This window comes from Microbacterium schleiferi (assembly GCF_020781975.1).
Lineage (GTDB): Bacteria > Actinomycetota > Actinomycetes > Actinomycetales > Microbacteriaceae > Microbacterium.
On sequence record NZ_JAJGNI010000017.1, the window covers coordinates 1 to 15,780 of the forward strand.

Annotated in this window: 17 protein-coding genes; 12 read left to right on the top strand and 5 right to left on the bottom strand. The window is 67.5% G+C overall.

Annotated elements, in window-relative coordinates; genetic code table 11:
- Nucleotides 1-129: 129 nt before the first annotated feature.
- On the bottom strand, nt 130-429 hold the full coding sequence (locus tag LL236_RS14370) for a YrhK family protein (RefSeq protein WP_228179515.1): 300 nt from the start codon (nt 427-429) through the stop codon (nt 130-132).
- Nucleotides 430-550: 121 nt separating this feature from the next.
- Between LL236_RS14370 and LL236_RS14375 the strand changes: the two genes are divergently transcribed.
- On the top strand, nt 551-2,269 hold the full coding sequence (locus LL236_RS14375; protein WP_228179516.1) for a long-chain-fatty-acid--CoA ligase: 1,719 nt from the start codon (nt 551-553) through the stop codon (nt 2,267-2,269).
- Here the strand turns inward: LL236_RS14375 and LL236_RS14380 are convergent.
- The gene (locus LL236_RS14380) at nt 2,256-2,915 is read right to left on the bottom strand and encodes an amino acid deaminase (RefSeq protein ID WP_228179517.1); all 660 of its coding nucleotides are present in this window, start codon (nt 2,913-2,915) and stop codon (nt 2,256-2,258) included. The genes LL236_RS14375 and LL236_RS14380 overlap by 14 nt on opposite strands.
- Nucleotides 2,916-3,054: 139 nt before the next feature.
- Here LL236_RS14380 and LL236_RS14385 point away from each other — a divergent pair, with 139 nt between their 5' ends.
- The 7 genes from LL236_RS14385 (at nt 3,055) to LL236_RS14415 (ending at nt 9,355) form a co-directional block, all read left to right on the top strand.
- Entirely contained in the window at nt 3,055-3,756 is a 702-nt protein-coding gene (locus LL236_RS14385; RefSeq protein WP_228179518.1) for an HAD family hydrolase, read from the top strand.
- 1 nt (nt 3,757) lies between these two features.
- Nucleotides 3,758-4,771: a phosphate/phosphite/phosphonate ABC transporter substrate-binding protein gene (gene phnD / locus LL236_RS14390; protein WP_228179519.1), complete on the top strand. Its 1,014-nt coding sequence runs from the start codon at nt 3,758-3,760 to the stop codon at nt 4,769-4,771.
- A gap of 33 nt (nt 4,772-4,804) precedes the next feature.
- Nucleotides 4,805-5,653, top strand: coding sequence for a phosphonate ABC transporter ATP-binding protein (gene phnC, locus LL236_RS14395; RefSeq protein WP_228179520.1), 849 nt, complete (start codon nt 4,805-4,807; stop codon nt 5,651-5,653).
- Nucleotides 5,650-6,459 (top strand): phosphonate ABC transporter, permease protein PhnE, encoded by an 810-nt coding sequence (gene phnE, locus LL236_RS14400; protein WP_228179521.1) that lies wholly within the window; start codon nt 5,650-5,652, stop codon nt 6,457-6,459. Before phnC ends, phnE (LL236_RS14400) begins: the two co-directional genes overlap by 4 nt.
- Nucleotides 6,456-7,328, top strand: coding sequence for a phosphonate ABC transporter, permease protein PhnE (gene phnE, locus LL236_RS14405; protein ID WP_228179522.1), 873 nt, complete (start codon nt 6,456-6,458; stop codon nt 7,326-7,328). Before phnE (LL236_RS14400) ends, phnE (LL236_RS14405) begins: the two co-directional genes overlap by 4 nt.
- Nucleotides 7,309-8,166, top strand: a complete 858-nt coding sequence (locus LL236_RS14410) for a MurR/RpiR family transcriptional regulator (protein ID WP_228179523.1) — start codon at nt 7,309-7,311, stop codon at nt 8,164-8,166. Before phnE (LL236_RS14405) ends, LL236_RS14410 begins: the two co-directional genes overlap by 20 nt.
- A gap of 142 nt (nt 8,167-8,308) precedes the next feature.
- The gene (locus tag LL236_RS14415; RefSeq protein WP_228179524.1) at nt 8,309-9,355 is read left to right on the top strand and encodes an isopenicillin N synthase family dioxygenase; all 1,047 of its coding nucleotides are present in this window, start codon (nt 8,309-8,311) and stop codon (nt 9,353-9,355) included.
- On the opposite strand, the gene LL236_RS14420 is transcribed toward LL236_RS14415, so the two are convergent.
- The gene (locus tag LL236_RS14420; RefSeq protein WP_228179525.1) at nt 9,349-10,014 is read right to left on the bottom strand and encodes a TetR/AcrR family transcriptional regulator; all 666 of its coding nucleotides are present in this window, start codon (nt 10,012-10,014) and stop codon (nt 9,349-9,351) included. The two genes, LL236_RS14415 and LL236_RS14420, sit on opposite strands and share 7 nt — an antisense overlap.
- A 101-nt stretch (nt 10,015-10,115) precedes the next feature.
- Here LL236_RS14420 and LL236_RS14425 point away from each other — a divergent pair, with 101 nt between their 5' ends.
- Both LL236_RS14425 and LL236_RS14430 read left to right on the top strand, forming a co-directional pair.
- The gene (locus tag LL236_RS14425; protein WP_228179526.1) at nt 10,116-11,087 is read left to right on the top strand and encodes an NAD(P)-dependent alcohol dehydrogenase; all 972 of its coding nucleotides are present in this window, start codon (nt 10,116-10,118) and stop codon (nt 11,085-11,087) included.
- 65 nt (nt 11,088-11,152) lie between these two features.
- Entirely contained in the window at nt 11,153-11,977 is an 825-nt protein-coding gene (locus LL236_RS14430) for a formate/nitrite transporter family protein (protein WP_228179527.1), read from the top strand.
- On the opposite strand, the gene LL236_RS14435 is transcribed toward LL236_RS14430, so the two are convergent.
- Nucleotides 11,946-12,311 (bottom strand): DUF2834 domain-containing protein, encoded by a 366-nt coding sequence (locus LL236_RS14435; RefSeq protein WP_228179528.1) that lies wholly within the window; start codon nt 12,309-12,311, stop codon nt 11,946-11,948. The genes LL236_RS14430 and LL236_RS14435 overlap by 32 nt on opposite strands.
- Before the next feature lie 62 nt (nt 12,312-12,373).
- Here LL236_RS14435 and LL236_RS14440 point away from each other — a divergent pair, with 62 nt between their 5' ends.
- Nucleotides 12,374-13,231: a Cof-type HAD-IIB family hydrolase gene (locus LL236_RS14440; RefSeq protein ID WP_228179529.1), complete on the top strand. Its 858-nt coding sequence runs from the start codon at nt 12,374-12,376 to the stop codon at nt 13,229-13,231.
- 38 nt (nt 13,232-13,269) lie between these two features.
- Entirely contained in the window at nt 13,270-14,103 is an 834-nt protein-coding gene (locus tag LL236_RS14445) for an aldo/keto reductase (RefSeq protein WP_228179530.1), read from the top strand.
- Between the two features lie 31 nt (nt 14,104-14,134).
- Here LL236_RS14445 and LL236_RS14450 read toward each other — a convergent pair whose 3' ends face one another.
- Nucleotides 14,135-15,583, bottom strand: a complete 1,449-nt coding sequence (locus LL236_RS14450; protein WP_228179531.1) for a DNA-3-methyladenine glycosylase family protein — start codon at nt 15,581-15,583, stop codon at nt 14,135-14,137.
- Between the last annotated feature and the right edge of the window lie 197 nt (nt 15,584-15,780).

Here is a 15,780-nt window from a genome sequence, read left to right on the forward strand (position 1 = left end):
ATGCCGGTAGCTGCCACAGCAAAACAACTACCGTGCAAGCACTCTATAACGGTGAGGTAACGGAAGGGAAGACCTCGTCGTTATCTTTTTGTGATTTCTTTCACGGGTGCGCCGGCGCTGTGCAGCCGCTCAGTAGTCCCCGCCATGGTCGGTCCTGTCCGGGCTGTCGAAACGCTGGAGCTGTACGCGCCGAGCGAGGCGGATGCTCGGCCGAATGAGCAACTGCACGCTGCCCACGATGAAGAACCACGTGCCGACTGTCGAGGTCGACTCGGACAGGAACAGGACGCTCCCGACGACGAACATCACGCCGATGAGGAAGTCATTGGCGGTGCTGAGGGTCTCGTAGCGGTTCCGGATGACGAGTTCGTCGCGTCCGAGGGGAATGTCGAGGTCGGTCGGATCTTGGCTGTTCTCGGAATCGGCCATCGCGACATGGTGCCAGACCGCCCAGCGCGGCCGCGACCCCCGTGCGCGTGCCCCGACGTATGCCCGACGGGACGTACGAGCTTGCCTAGACTGGCCCGCGCTGCCGATCGGAAGAGAGACGATGAGCATCCCGAACCTGTCCGACCACTGGTCACCGCTGTCACATCGACCCTGGCTCTCCGCCTACGCCGACGGTGTGCCCGCGGAGATCGATCCGGTCGATCAGACTCTCGTCGATCTACTCTCGGCATCCGTCTCCCGCTATCCGAAAGAGGTCGCGCTGGAGTTCTTCGGGAGGCAGACGACCTACGCCGAGCTGGGGGAGCGGGTTGAGCGGGTCGCGAACGGACTGCGCAAGCAGGGGGTCGTCGCGGGGGACCGGGTGGCGCTGGTGCTGCCGAACTGTCCGCAGCACGTCGTCGCGTTCTATGCGGTCCTGCGCCTGGGAGCCATCGTCGTGGAGCACAACCCGCTGTACACGGCTCGAGAACTGCGCCATCAGTTCGAGGTGCACGGCGCTGTCGCCGCGATCGTGTGGGACAAGGTCGCCGACACGATCGCCGAGATGCCCTCAGATGTTCGGCCGCGCACGATCGTGTCGGTACGGATGCCGGATGCGCTCCCACTCGGCAAGCGCCTTGCGTTGAAGCTCCCCGTCCCCGCTGCGCGGGAGACGCGTACTGCGATGACGGCCAGACCTACCGCGAAGAAGCTGGTGGCGTGGAAGACGCTGACGGGCACCCGTCGTCTTTCGAAGAAGGTCGCAGCGCCGACGCTCGATGACATCGCGCTGCTGCAGCTGACGAGCGGGACGACCGGAACCCCGAAAGCCGCGATCCTCAGCCATCGGAATCTGCGCGCGAACGCGGCTCAGGGCCGCGCGTGGGTGCCGGGTCTGCGCGAAGGCGCCGAAACCTTCTACGCCGTGCTCCCGCTCTTTCACGCCTACGGCCTCACGCTGTGCCTGACCTTCGCGATCTCGATCGGGGCGCGCATCGTGCTGTTCCCTCGGTTCGACGTCGACGCAGTGGTGGCTGCCGTAAAGCACTCGCCGCCGACGTTCCTTCCCGCCGTCCCGCCCGTCTACGACGCGCTGGCCCGGGCGGCGGCTCACCGAAGGATCGACCTGCGCAGCATCCGGTTCGCCATCTCGGGGGCGATGGGTCTGCCGATTCCGACAGTCACACGGTGGGAGGAGGCCAGCGACGGCCTGCTCGTCGAGGGCTACGGCATGACGGAGTCCTCGCCTGTCGCCCTGGGAAACCCCATCGGCCCCACCCGACGACCCGGCACCGTGGGCGTGCCGTTTCCGAGCACGGAGATCCGCGTGGTCGATCCCGACAACCCGACCATCGACCGCGAAATGGGGGAGGCCGGGGAGTTGCTCATCCGGGGTCCGCAGGTCTTCCAGGGCTATTGGGAGCGCCCCGAGGAGACCGCCGCGGCCCTTCTCCCGGATGGCTGGCTGCGCACGGGCGACATCGTCACGGTCGCCGAGGATGGCTTCGTCACGGTGATCGACCGCGTGAAGGAGCTCATCATCACAGGCGGCTACAACGTGAGCCCGAGCGAGGTCGAGCAGGTGCTCGTGCTGCATCCGGATGTCGAGGCTGCGGCGGTTGTCGGCATCCGGCGATCCTCGGGTGGTGAGGATGTCGTGGCGGCCGTGGTGATGCGCGAGGGCGCGCACTTCGACTCCACGGGCCTGCGCGACTTCGTCCGACCTCATCTCGCTGCCTACAAGGTCCCCAAGCGCATCGTCGAGGTCCCCGATCTTCCACGCTCGCAGATCGGCAAGGTGTTGCGTCGGTCGGTGCGCGAGAGCCTCAGCGTGCGCTGAGGTCTTGCTCTGGCAGTGCGGCGTTCCAGCGAAGACGCGGTTCGTCCTCGTCGATCTGGGTGAGCAGTGCCGCCGCATCCGAGACCGGGAACATCGTGATGATGCGACGGCCGACCGTGGGTGTCTCCACGGCGTAGGCCAGTGCGGCGGGTCCCTGCTGGTCGGTCAGCGCGATCCGCGACCTGAGTTCGCCGAATCGTTCCGTGCGGCGGAGGTTGTGGTCGAGGACACCTGTCGCGGCTGCCGTCACGCGCTCGAGGAGGGTGCTCTCACGCACCCACGGCAGGAACTCGTCGGGGGGCAGGCCGCACAGGCGCGCGAGATCGCCCGCGATCCACCGGTCGCGCTTGCGCCCGAACGGTGTCATGACTCGAGAGAGGAGATATCCGTACACGTGGAGCAGCCCCGCGTTCCCGACCGGCCAGAGGGCGTCGATCCCTGCCCGTTCGTGAAGCGCCTGGAACAGGTCGGTGGTCACGACCGGCTGGCGAAGGAACTCGTCGATCACTGACGATGTTCCCCACGCGGCGAAGCGCCCCGCCGCTGCGTCATCATCGATCGCGGCGCCGAGCCAGGAGAACTCATCCAACGTGGCACGCGGATTCTCGCCGGCGCGGGCGGATGCAGCGTCCAAGGCGTCCGACACGCCTCCAGCGTAGACGGGCACCTGCCGATGGTGGGGCCCTGGATTTCACGAGCTGTTTACCTGCTGTGGCCGCAGCGTCCACAAACCGATGCAAGTATGGACGCAACGTCCCAATCGATGTGGGCGGGGAAGCAGAGCAGTGACACCGACCATCGTCTTCGATTTCGACGGTACCCTCGCCCTCGGTGCGGGTCCGATCGTCGCCTACGCGCGTGCGATCGCCCGACGCTCCGGTGACACGGTCTTCCTCGACCTGGCGGTGTCCGCGCTCGCAGCCTTCGAAGCGGGCGACACCGATCTCTATCGCGACGGCTACGACGTCGTCGGGTCGTTGGCTGCGAAGGCTGGAATCCATGCGGGCGTCCTCAATGAGGCATACGCCGCATCGCGCGCCGCGCTCGGCTCGGCGGACGCACCCGTGATGGCACCCGAAAGGCTCGCGCCTTTCCTCGACCGAGTCGGACGCGATGCGCAGATCATTCTCGCCACCAACGCACCGAGCGACAGCATCGTGCCGTTGCTGTCCGCGTGGGGAGTCGCGGAGGCCTTCGATGCGCTGCACTTCACTGTCGGCAAGCCTGACGGGCTCCGGCCGATTCTCGCGCACGCCCTCGAAGCGGGACCCGTGCTTTCGGTCGGCGACATCGTCGAACTCGACCTGGCGCCCGCGATGGAACTCGGTGCCGACACTGCGCTCGTGGGCGCGACCGCCGCTCGCGCGAGCGCGCCGGTGACGATGCGCGGCACGACTCTCTCCGACCTCTACTCCGATATCGAATCCTGGGCCGCATCCGCGGTGTCCAGTCCCTCCCGCACCACCCCACTCGAAAGGCATCCCTGACATGCGCAAGTCCCTGATGGTCACGGGCATCGCGGCCATTGCCGCCCTTGCCCTCGCCGGCTGCTCCACCGAACCCGACTCGTCGGCGTCGGGTTCGGCCGATACGGCATGGCCCGAGGAGATCACGATCTCGCTCGTCCCCTCTGTCGAGGGCGAAGATCTGGCCGAAGCGCTGGACCCGCTCACGACGTACCTGTCCGAGAACCTCGGCATCGAGGTCAACGGCGTCGTCGCCACCGACTACTCCGCCACGGTCGAGGCGCTCGGAACCGACCAGGCGCAGGTGATCATCACCGACGCCGGCTCGCTCTACAACGCCATGGAGCGCTACGACGCCCAGCTCATCCTGCGCGACGTGCGCTTCGGGGCTACCTCGTATGCGTCGGTCGCATACACGAACAACCCCGACAAGTACTGTGCCGAAGCTCCCGAGCTGTCGACGTATGCCGCCAGCGGCATCGAGCTGTCGTACTGCAACGGAATCGAGTCGGCGGGGGAGAATGCGTCCGGCCAGGGTCCCGAGGCGCTCGACGCGTTGACGAAGATCGATGATGGCACGACAGTTGCCCTGCAGGCGGCGACGTCTCCTGCCGGCTATCAGTACCCCGTCGTGGCAATGCGCGAGGCCGGAATCGACACCGACAACGGGATCACGCAGATCCCTGTCGAAGGCAACAACAACGCCGTACTCGCGGTCTACAACGGTGACGCAGAGGTCGGCTTCGCCTACTGGGATGCCCGCACGACGGTCGCGGAGGAGGCGCCGGATGTCGCCGAGAAGGTCGTGGCCTTCGCTTACACCGACATGATTCCCAACGGCGGCGTCGCAGTCTCGTCCACGCTCCCCGCGGACCTCGTGGCCCAGCTCACCTCCCTCATGGACGGCTACGCTGACTCGTCTGACGAAGCCAAGACCGTCATGTTCGACCTGGTCGGGCTCTCGGACTGGACTGACCAGACCGCCGCCGAGCAGATCACCCGCTACGGCGAGATCCTCTCCCAGTTCCGGAACTGACCGAACCGCGAGGTTCCCGCAAGGAGTCGGTGCATGCACACTGATCCGCAGCGCGCGGAGGCCGGGGGCAACCCCTCGGCCTCCGCGCCCGCCGTCGCCTCGACCGCCACACCGTGGGCGATCAGCCTTGAAGACGTCTCGGTCGTCTACCCCAACGGCACCCGCGCCCTCAGTGGCGTGAGCCTGGAGATCGCCGCCGGTGAGATGGTGTCGATCGTCGGTCTTTCCGGCTCGGGGAAGTCCACCCTCATCCGGGCGATCAACGGTCTTGTGCCGGCGACGAGCGGAACGATCACTGTCGGCCCGTCAGTCGTGACGGGTCTGCGCGGCCGTCGGCTGCGGCAGTTGCGCGGGCACATCGGCATGATCTTCCAGGGCTTCAACCTCGCCGATCGGGCCAGCGTCTACCGCAACGTCCTTGTCGGTCGCTTCGCACACACGTCGACCTATCGCACGGTGCTCGGGCTGACCTCGGCTGTCGACCGAGAGCTCGCGCTCCAGTCGCTGGACTCCGTCGGGATGCTCGAGAAGGTGTGGACGCGGGCCGGTCAGCTCTCCGGAGGGCAGAAACAGCGCGTGGCGATCGCTCGCGCACTCACACAGCAACCGAGTGTGATGCTCGCAGATGAGCCGGTCGCGAGCCTCGACCCCCCGACAGCCCATGCCGTCATGAACGACCTCCGTCGTATCAACGTCGAGGACGGGCTGACTGTGCTCGTCAACATCCACCTCATGGACCTCGCACGCCAGTACACGACCCGCATGATCGGACTGCGCGGTGGTGAGCTCGTCTACGACGGCCTGGCGGCCGACGCCACGGATGCCGACTTCGAGCAGATCTACGGGCGCCCGATCCAGCCGGTCGATCGGCTCGACCGATGAGTCAGGTCCTCCCGCGGTACACCCTGCCACCGCGGCCTCGCAATCGCGCGCGTGTCGCCCTGATCGTGCTCGCCGTCGCGGGCTTCACAGCCCTGACCTGTATTCCTGCCATCGGCGGCATCGAGTTGGACTTCGGCGCGATCATCCGCAATTGGAGCAACGGCTCCGGCATCCTCGTCCAGTTCCTTCAACCGGACTTCTCGTTCCTGCCGCGCACGATCGGTCCGATGCTCGAGACGCTGCAGATGGCGGTGGTCGGCGCATTCCTCGCTGCGCTGGTCTCGGTTCCACTCACCCTCTGGGCGGCGGTGCCGACCAACCCGCACGCCCTCTCCCGGCGCTTCGTCCGGGCGGTGATCAACGTCGTCCGATCCGTGCCCGACCTCGTCTACGCGACGGTGCTGGTCGCGATGATCGGTGTCGGGGTTCTGCCGGGTGTCATCACCCTGTTCCTTTTCGACATCGGAATCGTCGTGAAGCTCGTCTCTGAGGCGATCGACTCCGCCGATCACCCCTACATGGAGGCTGGGCGCGCCGCCGGCGGCACCCAGGCCCAGATCAACCGAGTCACGGCCCTCCCGCAGACCTGGCCCCTGTTCGCCAATCAATGGCTCTACACCCTCGAACTGAATGTGCGCGTGTCAGCGATCCTCGGCATCGTCGGTGCCGGCGGCATCGGGCGCTTGCTCGATGAGCGTCGCGCCTTCTACGCCTACGACGACGTCTCGCTGATCGTCTTGGAGATCCTCGTCGTGGTGGTTCTCATCGAGGTGTTCTCCAACTACTTGAGAAGGCGGTTGGTGTGAGCGCGTCAGCCTCGGCACGAGCGCTCGGTCTGGAGCTGCCGCCGCATCCATCCCGCCTCGGTCCGACCATCACGGCGGTCGCTGTGGGGCTGGTCGTCCTCCTGTCTGTCGTGGGGCTTCCGATCGACTGGAGCGACGTCGGCGCGATTCCGGGCGAGCTGCTCCACTACGGCGCACTGATGTTCGCCGATCCCAACTGGGAGAAGCTTCCTCGGGCGCTGTTCGAGACGTGGCGATCGATCTCGATGGCGTGGATCGGCGCGATCCTCTGTGTTGTCATCTCGATCCCGCTCGGGATGCTGGCAGCGCGGGGTGTCGGCCCGATCTGGATCCGGATGCCGCTGAGGGGCCTGTTCGCCGTCATCCGTGCGCTCCCCGAAGTGATCATCGCGCTGCTGCTGCTCACGATCACGGGACTCACGCCTTTCACTGGTGCACTCGCGCTTGGAATCGCGGGCATCGGCACGCAGGGGAAATGGGTCTACGAAACGATCGAGTCGGTCGAGGAGGGCGCATCCGAAGCCGTGCGGGCCGCAGGTGGTGGCACGGCAGAAGTCACCCGATGGGCGCTGTGGCCCGCCGCTGCCCCCGCGCTGATGTCGTTCGCGCTGTACCGTTTCGAGATCAACATCCGTACCTCGGCGGTGCTGGGGCTCGTAGGTGCAGGCGGGATCGGCAGCATGCTCGCCAACTACACCAACTTCCGGCAATGGGATACCGTCGGAATGCTGCTGATCGTGGTGGTCGTCGCGACGATGACCATCGATGCGATCTCGGGGGCGATACGCCGCCGGATCACGCAGGGCGCCCGGGTGCGCGGGACCAGACGATCCTCGAAAGGACGCCAGGATGTGGTCGGGATCCGCTGAGACGCCGCCGACGATGCGTATCGCGATGCTCGCTCCGTCGCTGCAGCCGACTGAACGACGTGTCGCCGAGTCCATTGCAGCTGACATCGAGTCGGCGATCGAGCGCACCGCACAGGAAGTCGCCGACATCGTCGGCGTCGGGCGAGCGAGCGTCATCCGCACGGCGCAGTCGCTCGGCTATGAGGGGTACCCGCAGCTGCGCGTCGCCCTCGCGCGTGAGGTTTCCCTCACCGGCGCAGACGTCACCGAGACGGATGGGACGATGCTCGGCGCCCTTCGGGGAGCCGTCGACCGGTTCGCATCGCGACTTGGCCACACCGTCTCTGCGCTCACGGAGGAAGGCCTCGACGCGTTCGTGCGCGATATCGACGATGCGCAGCGCCTGCTCGTTGCGGCGAACGGGCTGTCCTCACCGCTCGGGATCGACCTCGCGATGCGCCTGACCTCTGCGGGTAGGCCGGCCGAGTACATGCCCGACACCCTGGGGCAGCAGATCGCCGCGGGGCATCTCGGCCCGGGGTCGGCGTGCCTGGTCGTGTCCGGGTCGGGAGCGAACCGGGCATCGCTCGATGTCGTCACCCAAGCACGTGCGAGCGGCGCGAGGGTCCTCGCGATCACCTCGTTTCCCCGCTCACCCGTCGCGGAAGCCGCGGATGTCTCACTCATCGTCGCCCCGGTCAACGACTCATTCCACGACGAGCTCGTCCACACCTCCCGTGCCGCGCTCATGCTCGTGACCGAGTCCGTCGTGGGGCTGCTGGTCGCGCGCCGAGGTGAGAGCGCGCGTGCCGCGCAGGCCGCGACCCTCTCCGTTCTCAGTCGTTCGCTGTCAGAGTAGCGAGCCGGCGGCTGCGAGGCCGGCGGCCGCGTAACGCGAGTGAAACGAGCCCCGCGTATCGTGACGCGCAACGCTCATGAAAGCGAAAGCCCGCGTCCGGCGGGTGAATGGAAAGCGTGAAGCGGCTCGAGAAGGAGTTGCTATGACATTCCAGGTCCCCCTTGTGGACATCACCGCGTACGTGGCAGACGGGACGCCCGCCGCGAAGGCGGAGGTTGCCCGCCGCGTCGACGACGCCTGCCGCACTGTCGGATTCATCCAGATCACCGGGCACGGTATCCCGGATGCCGTCATCCGCGGGCTCACCGAGGCGATGGATGCCTTCTTCGCGCTCGACCTCGAGACGAAGAAGTCCTACCGCACGCCGCCGCAGATCAACCGCGGATATAGCCCGCCGAAGTCGGAGTCTCTGAGTCTCAGCCTCGGCGTGGAACAGGCGAGCCGCATGAACGATTTCTTCGAGGCGTTCAACATCGGGGCATCCGCTGCAACCTACCCACACATGGCGCAACTCCCGCAGCCCGACTATGCCGAGAATCTCTGGCCCGCGGTCGAGGGCTTCCAGACGCAGGTGGAGGCCTACTTCGCCGAAGCGGCCCGCGTCGCCCGCGTCATGACGCGGATCTTCGCCGACGCGCTGGGGCTTGACCCGGAGTTCTTCGCCTCCCGTACCGATCACTCGCTCGACGTCATGCGCATGAACAACTATGCGCTCCCGCCCGGGACCGATGTGACCCTCGACGGCGACCTGATCGGCATGGGCGAGCACACCGACTACGGAATCGTGACCATCCTCTGGGCCGATCAGGTGAAGGGTCTGCAGGTGCTCGGCGCTGACGGGTCGTGGAACGACGTGGCGCCGGCCGATGACGCGCTCCTCATCAATCTCGGCGACATCACCGCCCGCTGGACCAATGAGCGGTGGACCTCGACTCTGCATCGTGTGAAGCCTCCCGTGATCAACGGCACGATCGAACGGCGCCGGTCGGCGGCCTTCTTCCACGACGGGAACGTCGACGCCATGATCGAGACGCTGGCCGCGTGCGTCGATGCCGAGCACCCCGATCTGTACGAGCCGGTCACCGTCGGTGAGCACATCGCCGCGAAGCTCGCCGGGTCCCGCGCGGGCGTGCGCAACGCGTCGGCGACGCGGGAGTCCGCGCGCGTGCTTGCCAGCCGGCGCTACTGAGATTCTGGGCGTTCGAGGCGCCCATCGAGACCGTCGAGTAGCAGCATCAGACCGAAGTCGAAACCGGACCCCTGGTCGGCGGCGTGCAGGCTGACGTGCTCGATGAGATGTGTGTGCCCGACCTGCTCGAGGTAGGCGATGGCGGCGTCGCGTTGTTCCCGTTCGGCGGTGGCATCCGTCGGAGCGAAGTCGAGGGCCTGGATGACGTACCCCTGGATGTATGCCTCGAGGACGTGATGGGCGTGGAAGGCCTGCTCGGGTGTGAAGCCCGCGCGCCGCAGGTGCCCGAGTGAGGCGTCGATGTAGGCCATCCGTGCCGGCCCGCCGCTGGTCGCACGGATACGGTTCGCCCACGGGTGACGCAGTAGCGTCGTGAACGCCGATCGGGCGGTTCGGCGCACCGCTTTGCGCCAGTCGCGCGTCTCACCGGTCAGGGTGACCTCGGCCCAGACGAGATCGACGATCCCGTCGATGACGGCTTGCTTGGACGGCAGGTGATGGTAGATCGACATCGCCTCCACGCCGAGGCGGGCACCCAGGGCCCGCATCGTCAGTGCGTCCAGGCCTTCTGTGTCGACGAGCTCGAGCGCAGCGGAAAGGATGCTGTCGCGAGTCAGTGGTCGACGGGTCGTGTCAGGCGCATCGTCGGGCATCGACATCTGGCGACCTCCCCGGCGACTTGACGAGCTTACGGTGTAAGACTAGCCTCGCGGATAGCCATACAACGTAAGGCCGTCCGTTGCGACCTAGGAGGATCACCATGCGCGCCATTCGTCGCTCTCGCTATGGCGGGCCGGAGACGCTCGAGGTCGTGGACGTCGACCCTGAACCGCTGGAACCGGGGCGAGTCAGGCTGCGAGTGACCGCCGCGTCGCTGAACCCCTTCGAATGGCATCACATGCGCGGCCTGCCGTGGCTCATGCGTCCCACGTCTGGCTGGCGCTCTCCGCGCAACCCGGGACTCGGAGTGGATGTGGCAGGTGTCGTCACAGAGGTGGGCGGCGAGGTCGTGGACCTGACCGTAGGGGATGCGGTGTTCGGCGTCGCGCGCAACTCGCTGGCGGAATCGGCGACGGCGCGGGCCGAGTACCTCGTGCCGATCCCGGAGGATGTGGAGCCCGCGCATGCCGCCGCGGTGCCGCTTGCCGGGCTGACAGCGTTGCAGGCGCTCCGCGATCGGGGACGCATGGCGGCGGGTTCCCGCGTGCTGATCCTCGGTGCGGCGGGCGGCGTGGGGCACTACGCCGTGCAGATAGCCCGCGCCCTCGGCGCCGGTCGGGTCGTGGCGAGTTGCAGTGGCCGAAACGCGTCGTGGGTTGCGGACCTCGGGGCGGACCGCATCCTGGACTACACGCGGGGAGAGGTCGAAGACCTGGATGAGCGGTTCGACGTCATCGTCGATATCGCTGGGGGCACACGCATCGGGTACCTGCGGAGCCTGCTCGCGTCGGGCGGGTCGCTGGTGCTCGTGGGAGGTCCGGGCGAGGGCCGGCTCCTGGGCCCTGCGACACGGATCTTCGGGGGGTTGATCGCGAGTCGATTCCGCCGGGAGCGGGTCGTCGGGGTGAACGCGACGTGGTCAGGAGCCGATCTCGCCCTTCTTGCGTCGATGCTGGGCAACGGTAGCGTGCGTAGCGTCATCCATCGAGAGGTCGGTCTCGCCGACGCGCCCGCGGCGATTGCGGAGCTCGAGGACGGGCACGTTCCCGGCAAGTTGATCGTGCGCATGTAGCGACCTCGGTCCGCCGGGGACTTTCGACCCTCGCTGTGGCCTGACCACATGGCTATCGTGCTCGTGTGCGCACGATCGAACAGACCCTCGAACTCCAGGCCGACGCGGCGATCCACAAGATCGAGGGGATGCGGCATCCGCTGCGCTTCACCGTGTCGGGCATGCTCGCCGGCGCCTACGTCGGCATCGCCGTCGTCCTGATGCTGAACGCGGCAGGCCCGTTGGCCGAGGCCGGCGCCGGGTGGGCGAAACTCGTCAGCGGGCTGGTGTTCGGCGTCGCGCTGACCCTCGTGGTCTTCGCCGGTGCGGAGCTGGTGACGTCATCGATGATGACCCTCACCCAGGGCACGCTCATGCGGGCGACGTCTCCCGGCTCGGCTTTCGGTGCGCTCGGGTTCACCTTCGTCGCGAATCTTCTCGGCTCAGCACTGTTCGGAACGCTCGTGGCGCTGGCGGGAGTTCTGCACGCGAATCCCGCCGCGGGTGCGATGCTCGAGGCGATGCTGGATGCCAAGGCGCACGAGTCGCCGATCGAACTGTTCGTTCGCGGCATTCTCTGCAACGTGCTCGTGTGCCTCGCGATCTGGATGGTGGCGCGTTCGACCACTGACGGCCCCAAGTTCGTGGTGATCTTCTGGGCGCTGCTGGCCTTCATCACCTCGGGGTTCGAGCACGTCGTGGCGAACATGACGACCTTCACCCTGGGGCTTGCCACCGGCGTTCCGAGTGCGACCTGGCTGTCGTTCGGTACCAACATGCTGTGGGTAGGCCTCGGCAATCTCGTCGGCGGCGCCGTTGTCGTGGGCATCGCCTACTGGGTGATCGGCGGATCTCCGAGATGGCCCGCAGCCCGCGTGCTCACCCCCGAGGAGGCGCAGGCGTCGGTGTGACGGATGCCGCCAGTTGCGTCATCCGACGTTGACGCATCGCCAAGAACAGCGGGAAGGTGAAGGCGAAAGCCGTGAGGCCCGAACCGACGATGTAGAGCCACGCGAAGCGCATGCCGAGTCGACGCGCTTCGGCCACGATGAGAACGCACCCCGCGACAGCGACGACCAGCAGGTCGACCGTGATCGACGACACCGCCGGACCGCTGGTGACGAGGTCGCCGATGAAGTCCCGCAACTGGATGATCGCGAGGGCGTTGAAATACCACGTACCGGCCAGCCCCGCGACAGCCAGTGCGAGATACGTGAGGGCAAGCGGGCTCCAGTGACGGCTCATGCCTCGATCTTGTCGCGGGGTGACGCGTCGGTCCAGGTGCGTGCCTCGGGCAGGATGGATGAGTGACCGATGACTTCGCCGACGGATCCACGCCCGCTCCTGCCGATCTTGACGCTCTCGCCGGTCGGGGGAGCGAGATCCGCCTGATCGCGGTCGACATGGATGGAACCCTGCTCGACGGCGAAGGTGCGGTGCCCACGGCGCTGTGGCCCCTGTTGGGTCGCCTCCGCGATGCGGGTATCGCGTTCGCGCCCGCCAGTGGCCGACAGCACGCCACGCTGCGGCGCGAGTTCGGTGCACACGGTGACGATCTCGTCTTCATCGCCGAGAACGGCACATTCGTGACGCGCGGCGACGAGGAGCTCAGCTCCGACGTCATGGACCGTGACTTCGTCATCGACCTCATCGGCGACATCCGTGGTTTCACGCATGAGGTCGGTGTCGTGCTGTGCGGCAAGGCCTCGGCATACATCGAGCGAACCGACGATGCCTTCCGGGATCAGGCCGAAAAGTACTACGCCCGGCTCATGGACGTCGAGGATCTTCTCGCCGTGGACGACGAGATCCTCAAGGTCGCGGTGTTCGATGTCGAGGACGGGGAGAAGCACACGGCGCCCGCACTGGAGCGGCACCGCCTGACTCACCAGGTCGTCGTGTCAGGGCACCACTGGGTCGACGTCATGAACCAGGGTGTCTCCAAAGGCAAGGCGCTTCGCGCCATCCAGGACCTCCTGAACGTGACGCCGGAGCAGACCGCGGTGTTCGGCGACTACCTCAACGATCTCGACATGATGGATGCCGCCGACTTCTCCTTCGCGATGGCCAACGCGCATCCCGATGTCGCAGCCGCCGCCCGATACCGGGCGCCATCCAACGTCGACCACGGCGTCATCCGCGTCCTCGAGCGCCTTCTGGACTGACGGCCCCGGCGGCGGGTGCCGAGGGGCAGGATGGAACCATGATCTCGATCCCCACTCTCACCCTGGCCGATGGCACGACCTTCCCCCAGTTGGGCTTAGGTACCTACGGGCTGCGTGGCGCAGACGGCACAGACGCGATCGTCTCAGCCATCCATGCCGGGTACCGGCTGCTGGATTCCGCCGTGAACTATGAGAACGAGCGTGAGGTCGGCGAGGCAGTCCGCCGGAGCGGACTGGACCGGGACGAACTGATCGTGACGACCAAGATCCCCGGGCGCGACCACGGTTACGACGAGGCACGGCGCAGCGCGGGCGAATCGCTCGAACGTCTCGGCCTCGACCGCATCGACCTGTATCTCATCCACTGGCCGAACCCGAGCGTCGACAAGTACGTCGACACGTGGCGCGCGATGATCGACCTGCGGGCCGAGGGACTGGTCCGATCCATCGGGGTGTCGAACTTCACCGAGTCGATGCTCGATCGCCTCCAAGACGAGACGGGCGTGATGCCCGTCGTGAACCAGGTCGAACTCCACCCCTACTTCCCGCAGGCGCCGCTCCGGGAGTACCACGCCGCTCACGGCATCCGCACCGAGAGCTGGAGCCCGCTCGCGCGCCGGAGCGAGTTGCTGAACGAATCCGTGATCAGCGACCTGGCGACAGAGCTCGGCGTCAGCCCCACGCAGGTCGTGTTGCGCTGGCACGTGCAGATCGGGTCCACGCCCATTCCCAAATCCGCTCACGCCGGCCGCCAGCGCGAGAACGCCGATGTCTTCGGGTTCACGCTCACCAGCGAGCAGGTCGCGGCGATCTCCGCCCTCGAGCGCGGGCGGCTCTGGGACGGGGACCCCACCACGCACGAAGAGATGTGACGCCGACGGGGTCTCGGGCAGCGGCCGGCTGTCAAGTCCCTCGCTGAGCGGGCCCCACCGCGGGATCCTGATGCCGTACGCGCCGCGCAGATCGCGCGCCCCATGGCGAAAGGAGCTCGACATGACCGACAGTGCACGAGACCCCCTCGAAGAAGCCGATACCGTCGAGCAGATCGCGCCTATCGAGGGAGCAGAGCCCACGGAGGACCCCCAGCGCTCCTCCGACGACGGGCCGGTCGAGGACGCCGCGGTCGACATCGATCCCGACATCCAGCCCGACGCCGAACGGCCTGCCGATCCGGCATCCGACCAGCACAACCCAGCCGTCCAGCCCGGGGCAGCGCCCTCGTCCGAGGCTCAGCCCGAGACGCAGGGCGACGAGCCGCTGAGTGCAAGACTCGGCGAAGCCGGGCAAGGAGACCTCGCCCCCGAAGACGAGTGAGCGGGCCGGAGTCAGCGGAAGCGGTGGTCTTCGGGATGAAGGCGCGCACCGCGTCGCGGTTCCCGGGGGCCGCCCGCCCCCAGGAGCCGGATGACCCGCTGCCGGTGGCCCGCCCAGGGCGAAAGAAGCTCGAGCATCCCGTCCATCGTCGGTGCGTGATCCGGTCAGGGCGTAGCCGACCTCGTGGGCGAGGTGGTAGTCGCCGACGCTGACGGCATCGGGGTCTCCGAAGGCCTTGATGCGGGTCTCCGCCGAGGTCCAGGGCCCGATGCCTGGTCGGCTGAGCAGGATGCGGTCCACACCCTCGGTGTCAGGTGCGGCGAGGAGGGCGCTGACAAGAGAGGTGCCTCGCGCGGCGATCCGCGCGATCGTGCGGGACTGCGGCGGCTCGAGCCCGGCGCGGTGCCACTCCCACGACGGGATGCGCCGCCAGCCGTCGATGGTCGGGGGTGCGAACATCGGTCTCGGCGTCGGTCCGGGAGCCCGCGTCCCGTGGCCGGTCACGACCCTTCGCCAGGCGCCGAACGCCTGGAGGCCCGTGACCTTCTGTTCGAACACCGAGCTGATGAGCGCATCGAAGACGAGATCGGTGCGGCTCAGGCGCAGGCCGGGATGACGATGCGCGAGGTGGGCGATCAGCGGATGCTGCGCCGGCTCGAACCCGCCGGTGTCGTCGGTCCCTCCGCACAGCGCAGGCACCTGATCGAGGGCCCACTCGGCGCCCTCGCCCCACGCCGCGGCTCGCACCGAACCGTCCGCGCAGCCCCGGAGGGCGAGTGTCGCCACACCCAGCGGAGTGCGGCTTGCGCGCCAGATCACCGCGCCGGACGTCGCCATCGTCGGGTCGTGCGCTCCGCGTCGTTGGAACAGCACTGTGGCGGCGAGGTTCAGGGGGTGTCGGGGCCGGTAGACAGTCTCGATCGGATGCGACGACCGTGCGCCGGAGGATGGTGGGGTTGTCGAGTGCGCGACGTCATCCTGAAGCGGTGGCTCACTCGTGGGCGGTGCCGAGGTCCGTGTCGGCGCGAGTGAGGTCATGCGAACACGATACGTGCGCCCGCTGACACCTCGTGCGGCATCCCGGGGGTTCGGTCGCGCCGTTGTGTCGGTGCAGAGTGGGGCGACCCGCATCAAGGCGCGACTGAATCGTGGGTCGGGGTGCGCCCGCTGACACCTCGTGCGGCATCCCGGGGGTTCGGTCGCGCCGTTGTGTCGGTGCAGAGTGGGGCGACCCG

Excerpts from the sequence above, each read along its gene's own strand:
- LL236_RS14445 (WP_228179530.1), top strand. The coding sequence starts at position 13,270 with ATGATCTCGATCCCCACTCTCACCCTGGCCGATGGCACGACCTTCCCC.
- LL236_RS14435 (WP_228179528.1), bottom strand. The coding sequence starts at position 12,311 with ATGAGCCGTCACTGGAGCCCGCTTGCCCTCACGTATCTCGCACTGGCT.
- LL236_RS14415 (WP_228179524.1), top strand. The coding sequence starts at position 8,309 with ATGACATTCCAGGTCCCCCTTGTGGACATCACCGCGTACGTGGCAGAC.
- LL236_RS14420 (WP_228179525.1), bottom strand. The coding sequence starts at position 10,014 with ATGTCGATGCCCGACGATGCGCCTGACACGACCCGTCGACCACTGACT.
- phnC (WP_228179520.1), top strand. The coding sequence starts at position 4,805 with ATGCACACTGATCCGCAGCGCGCGGAGGCCGGGGGCAACCCCTCGGCC.
- LL236_RS14375 (WP_228179516.1), top strand. The coding sequence starts at position 551 with ATGAGCATCCCGAACCTGTCCGACCACTGGTCACCGCTGTCACATCGA.
- LL236_RS14425 (WP_228179526.1), top strand. The coding sequence starts at position 10,116 with ATGCGCGCCATTCGTCGCTCTCGCTATGGCGGGCCGGAGACGCTCGAG.
- phnE (WP_228179521.1), top strand. The coding sequence starts at position 5,650 with ATGAGTCAGGTCCTCCCGCGGTACACCCTGCCACCGCGGCCTCGCAAT.
- LL236_RS14370 (WP_228179515.1), bottom strand. The coding sequence starts at position 429 with ATGGCCGATTCCGAGAACAGCCAAGATCCGACCGACCTCGACATTCCC.
- LL236_RS14410 (WP_228179523.1), top strand. The coding sequence starts at position 7,309 with ATGTGGTCGGGATCCGCTGAGACGCCGCCGACGATGCGTATCGCGATG.
- phnD (WP_228179519.1), top strand. The coding sequence starts at position 3,758 with ATGCGCAAGTCCCTGATGGTCACGGGCATCGCGGCCATTGCCGCCCTT.
- LL236_RS14450 (WP_228179531.1), bottom strand. The coding sequence starts at position 15,583 with ATGACCTCACTCGCGCCGACACGGACCTCGGCACCGCCCACGAGTGAG.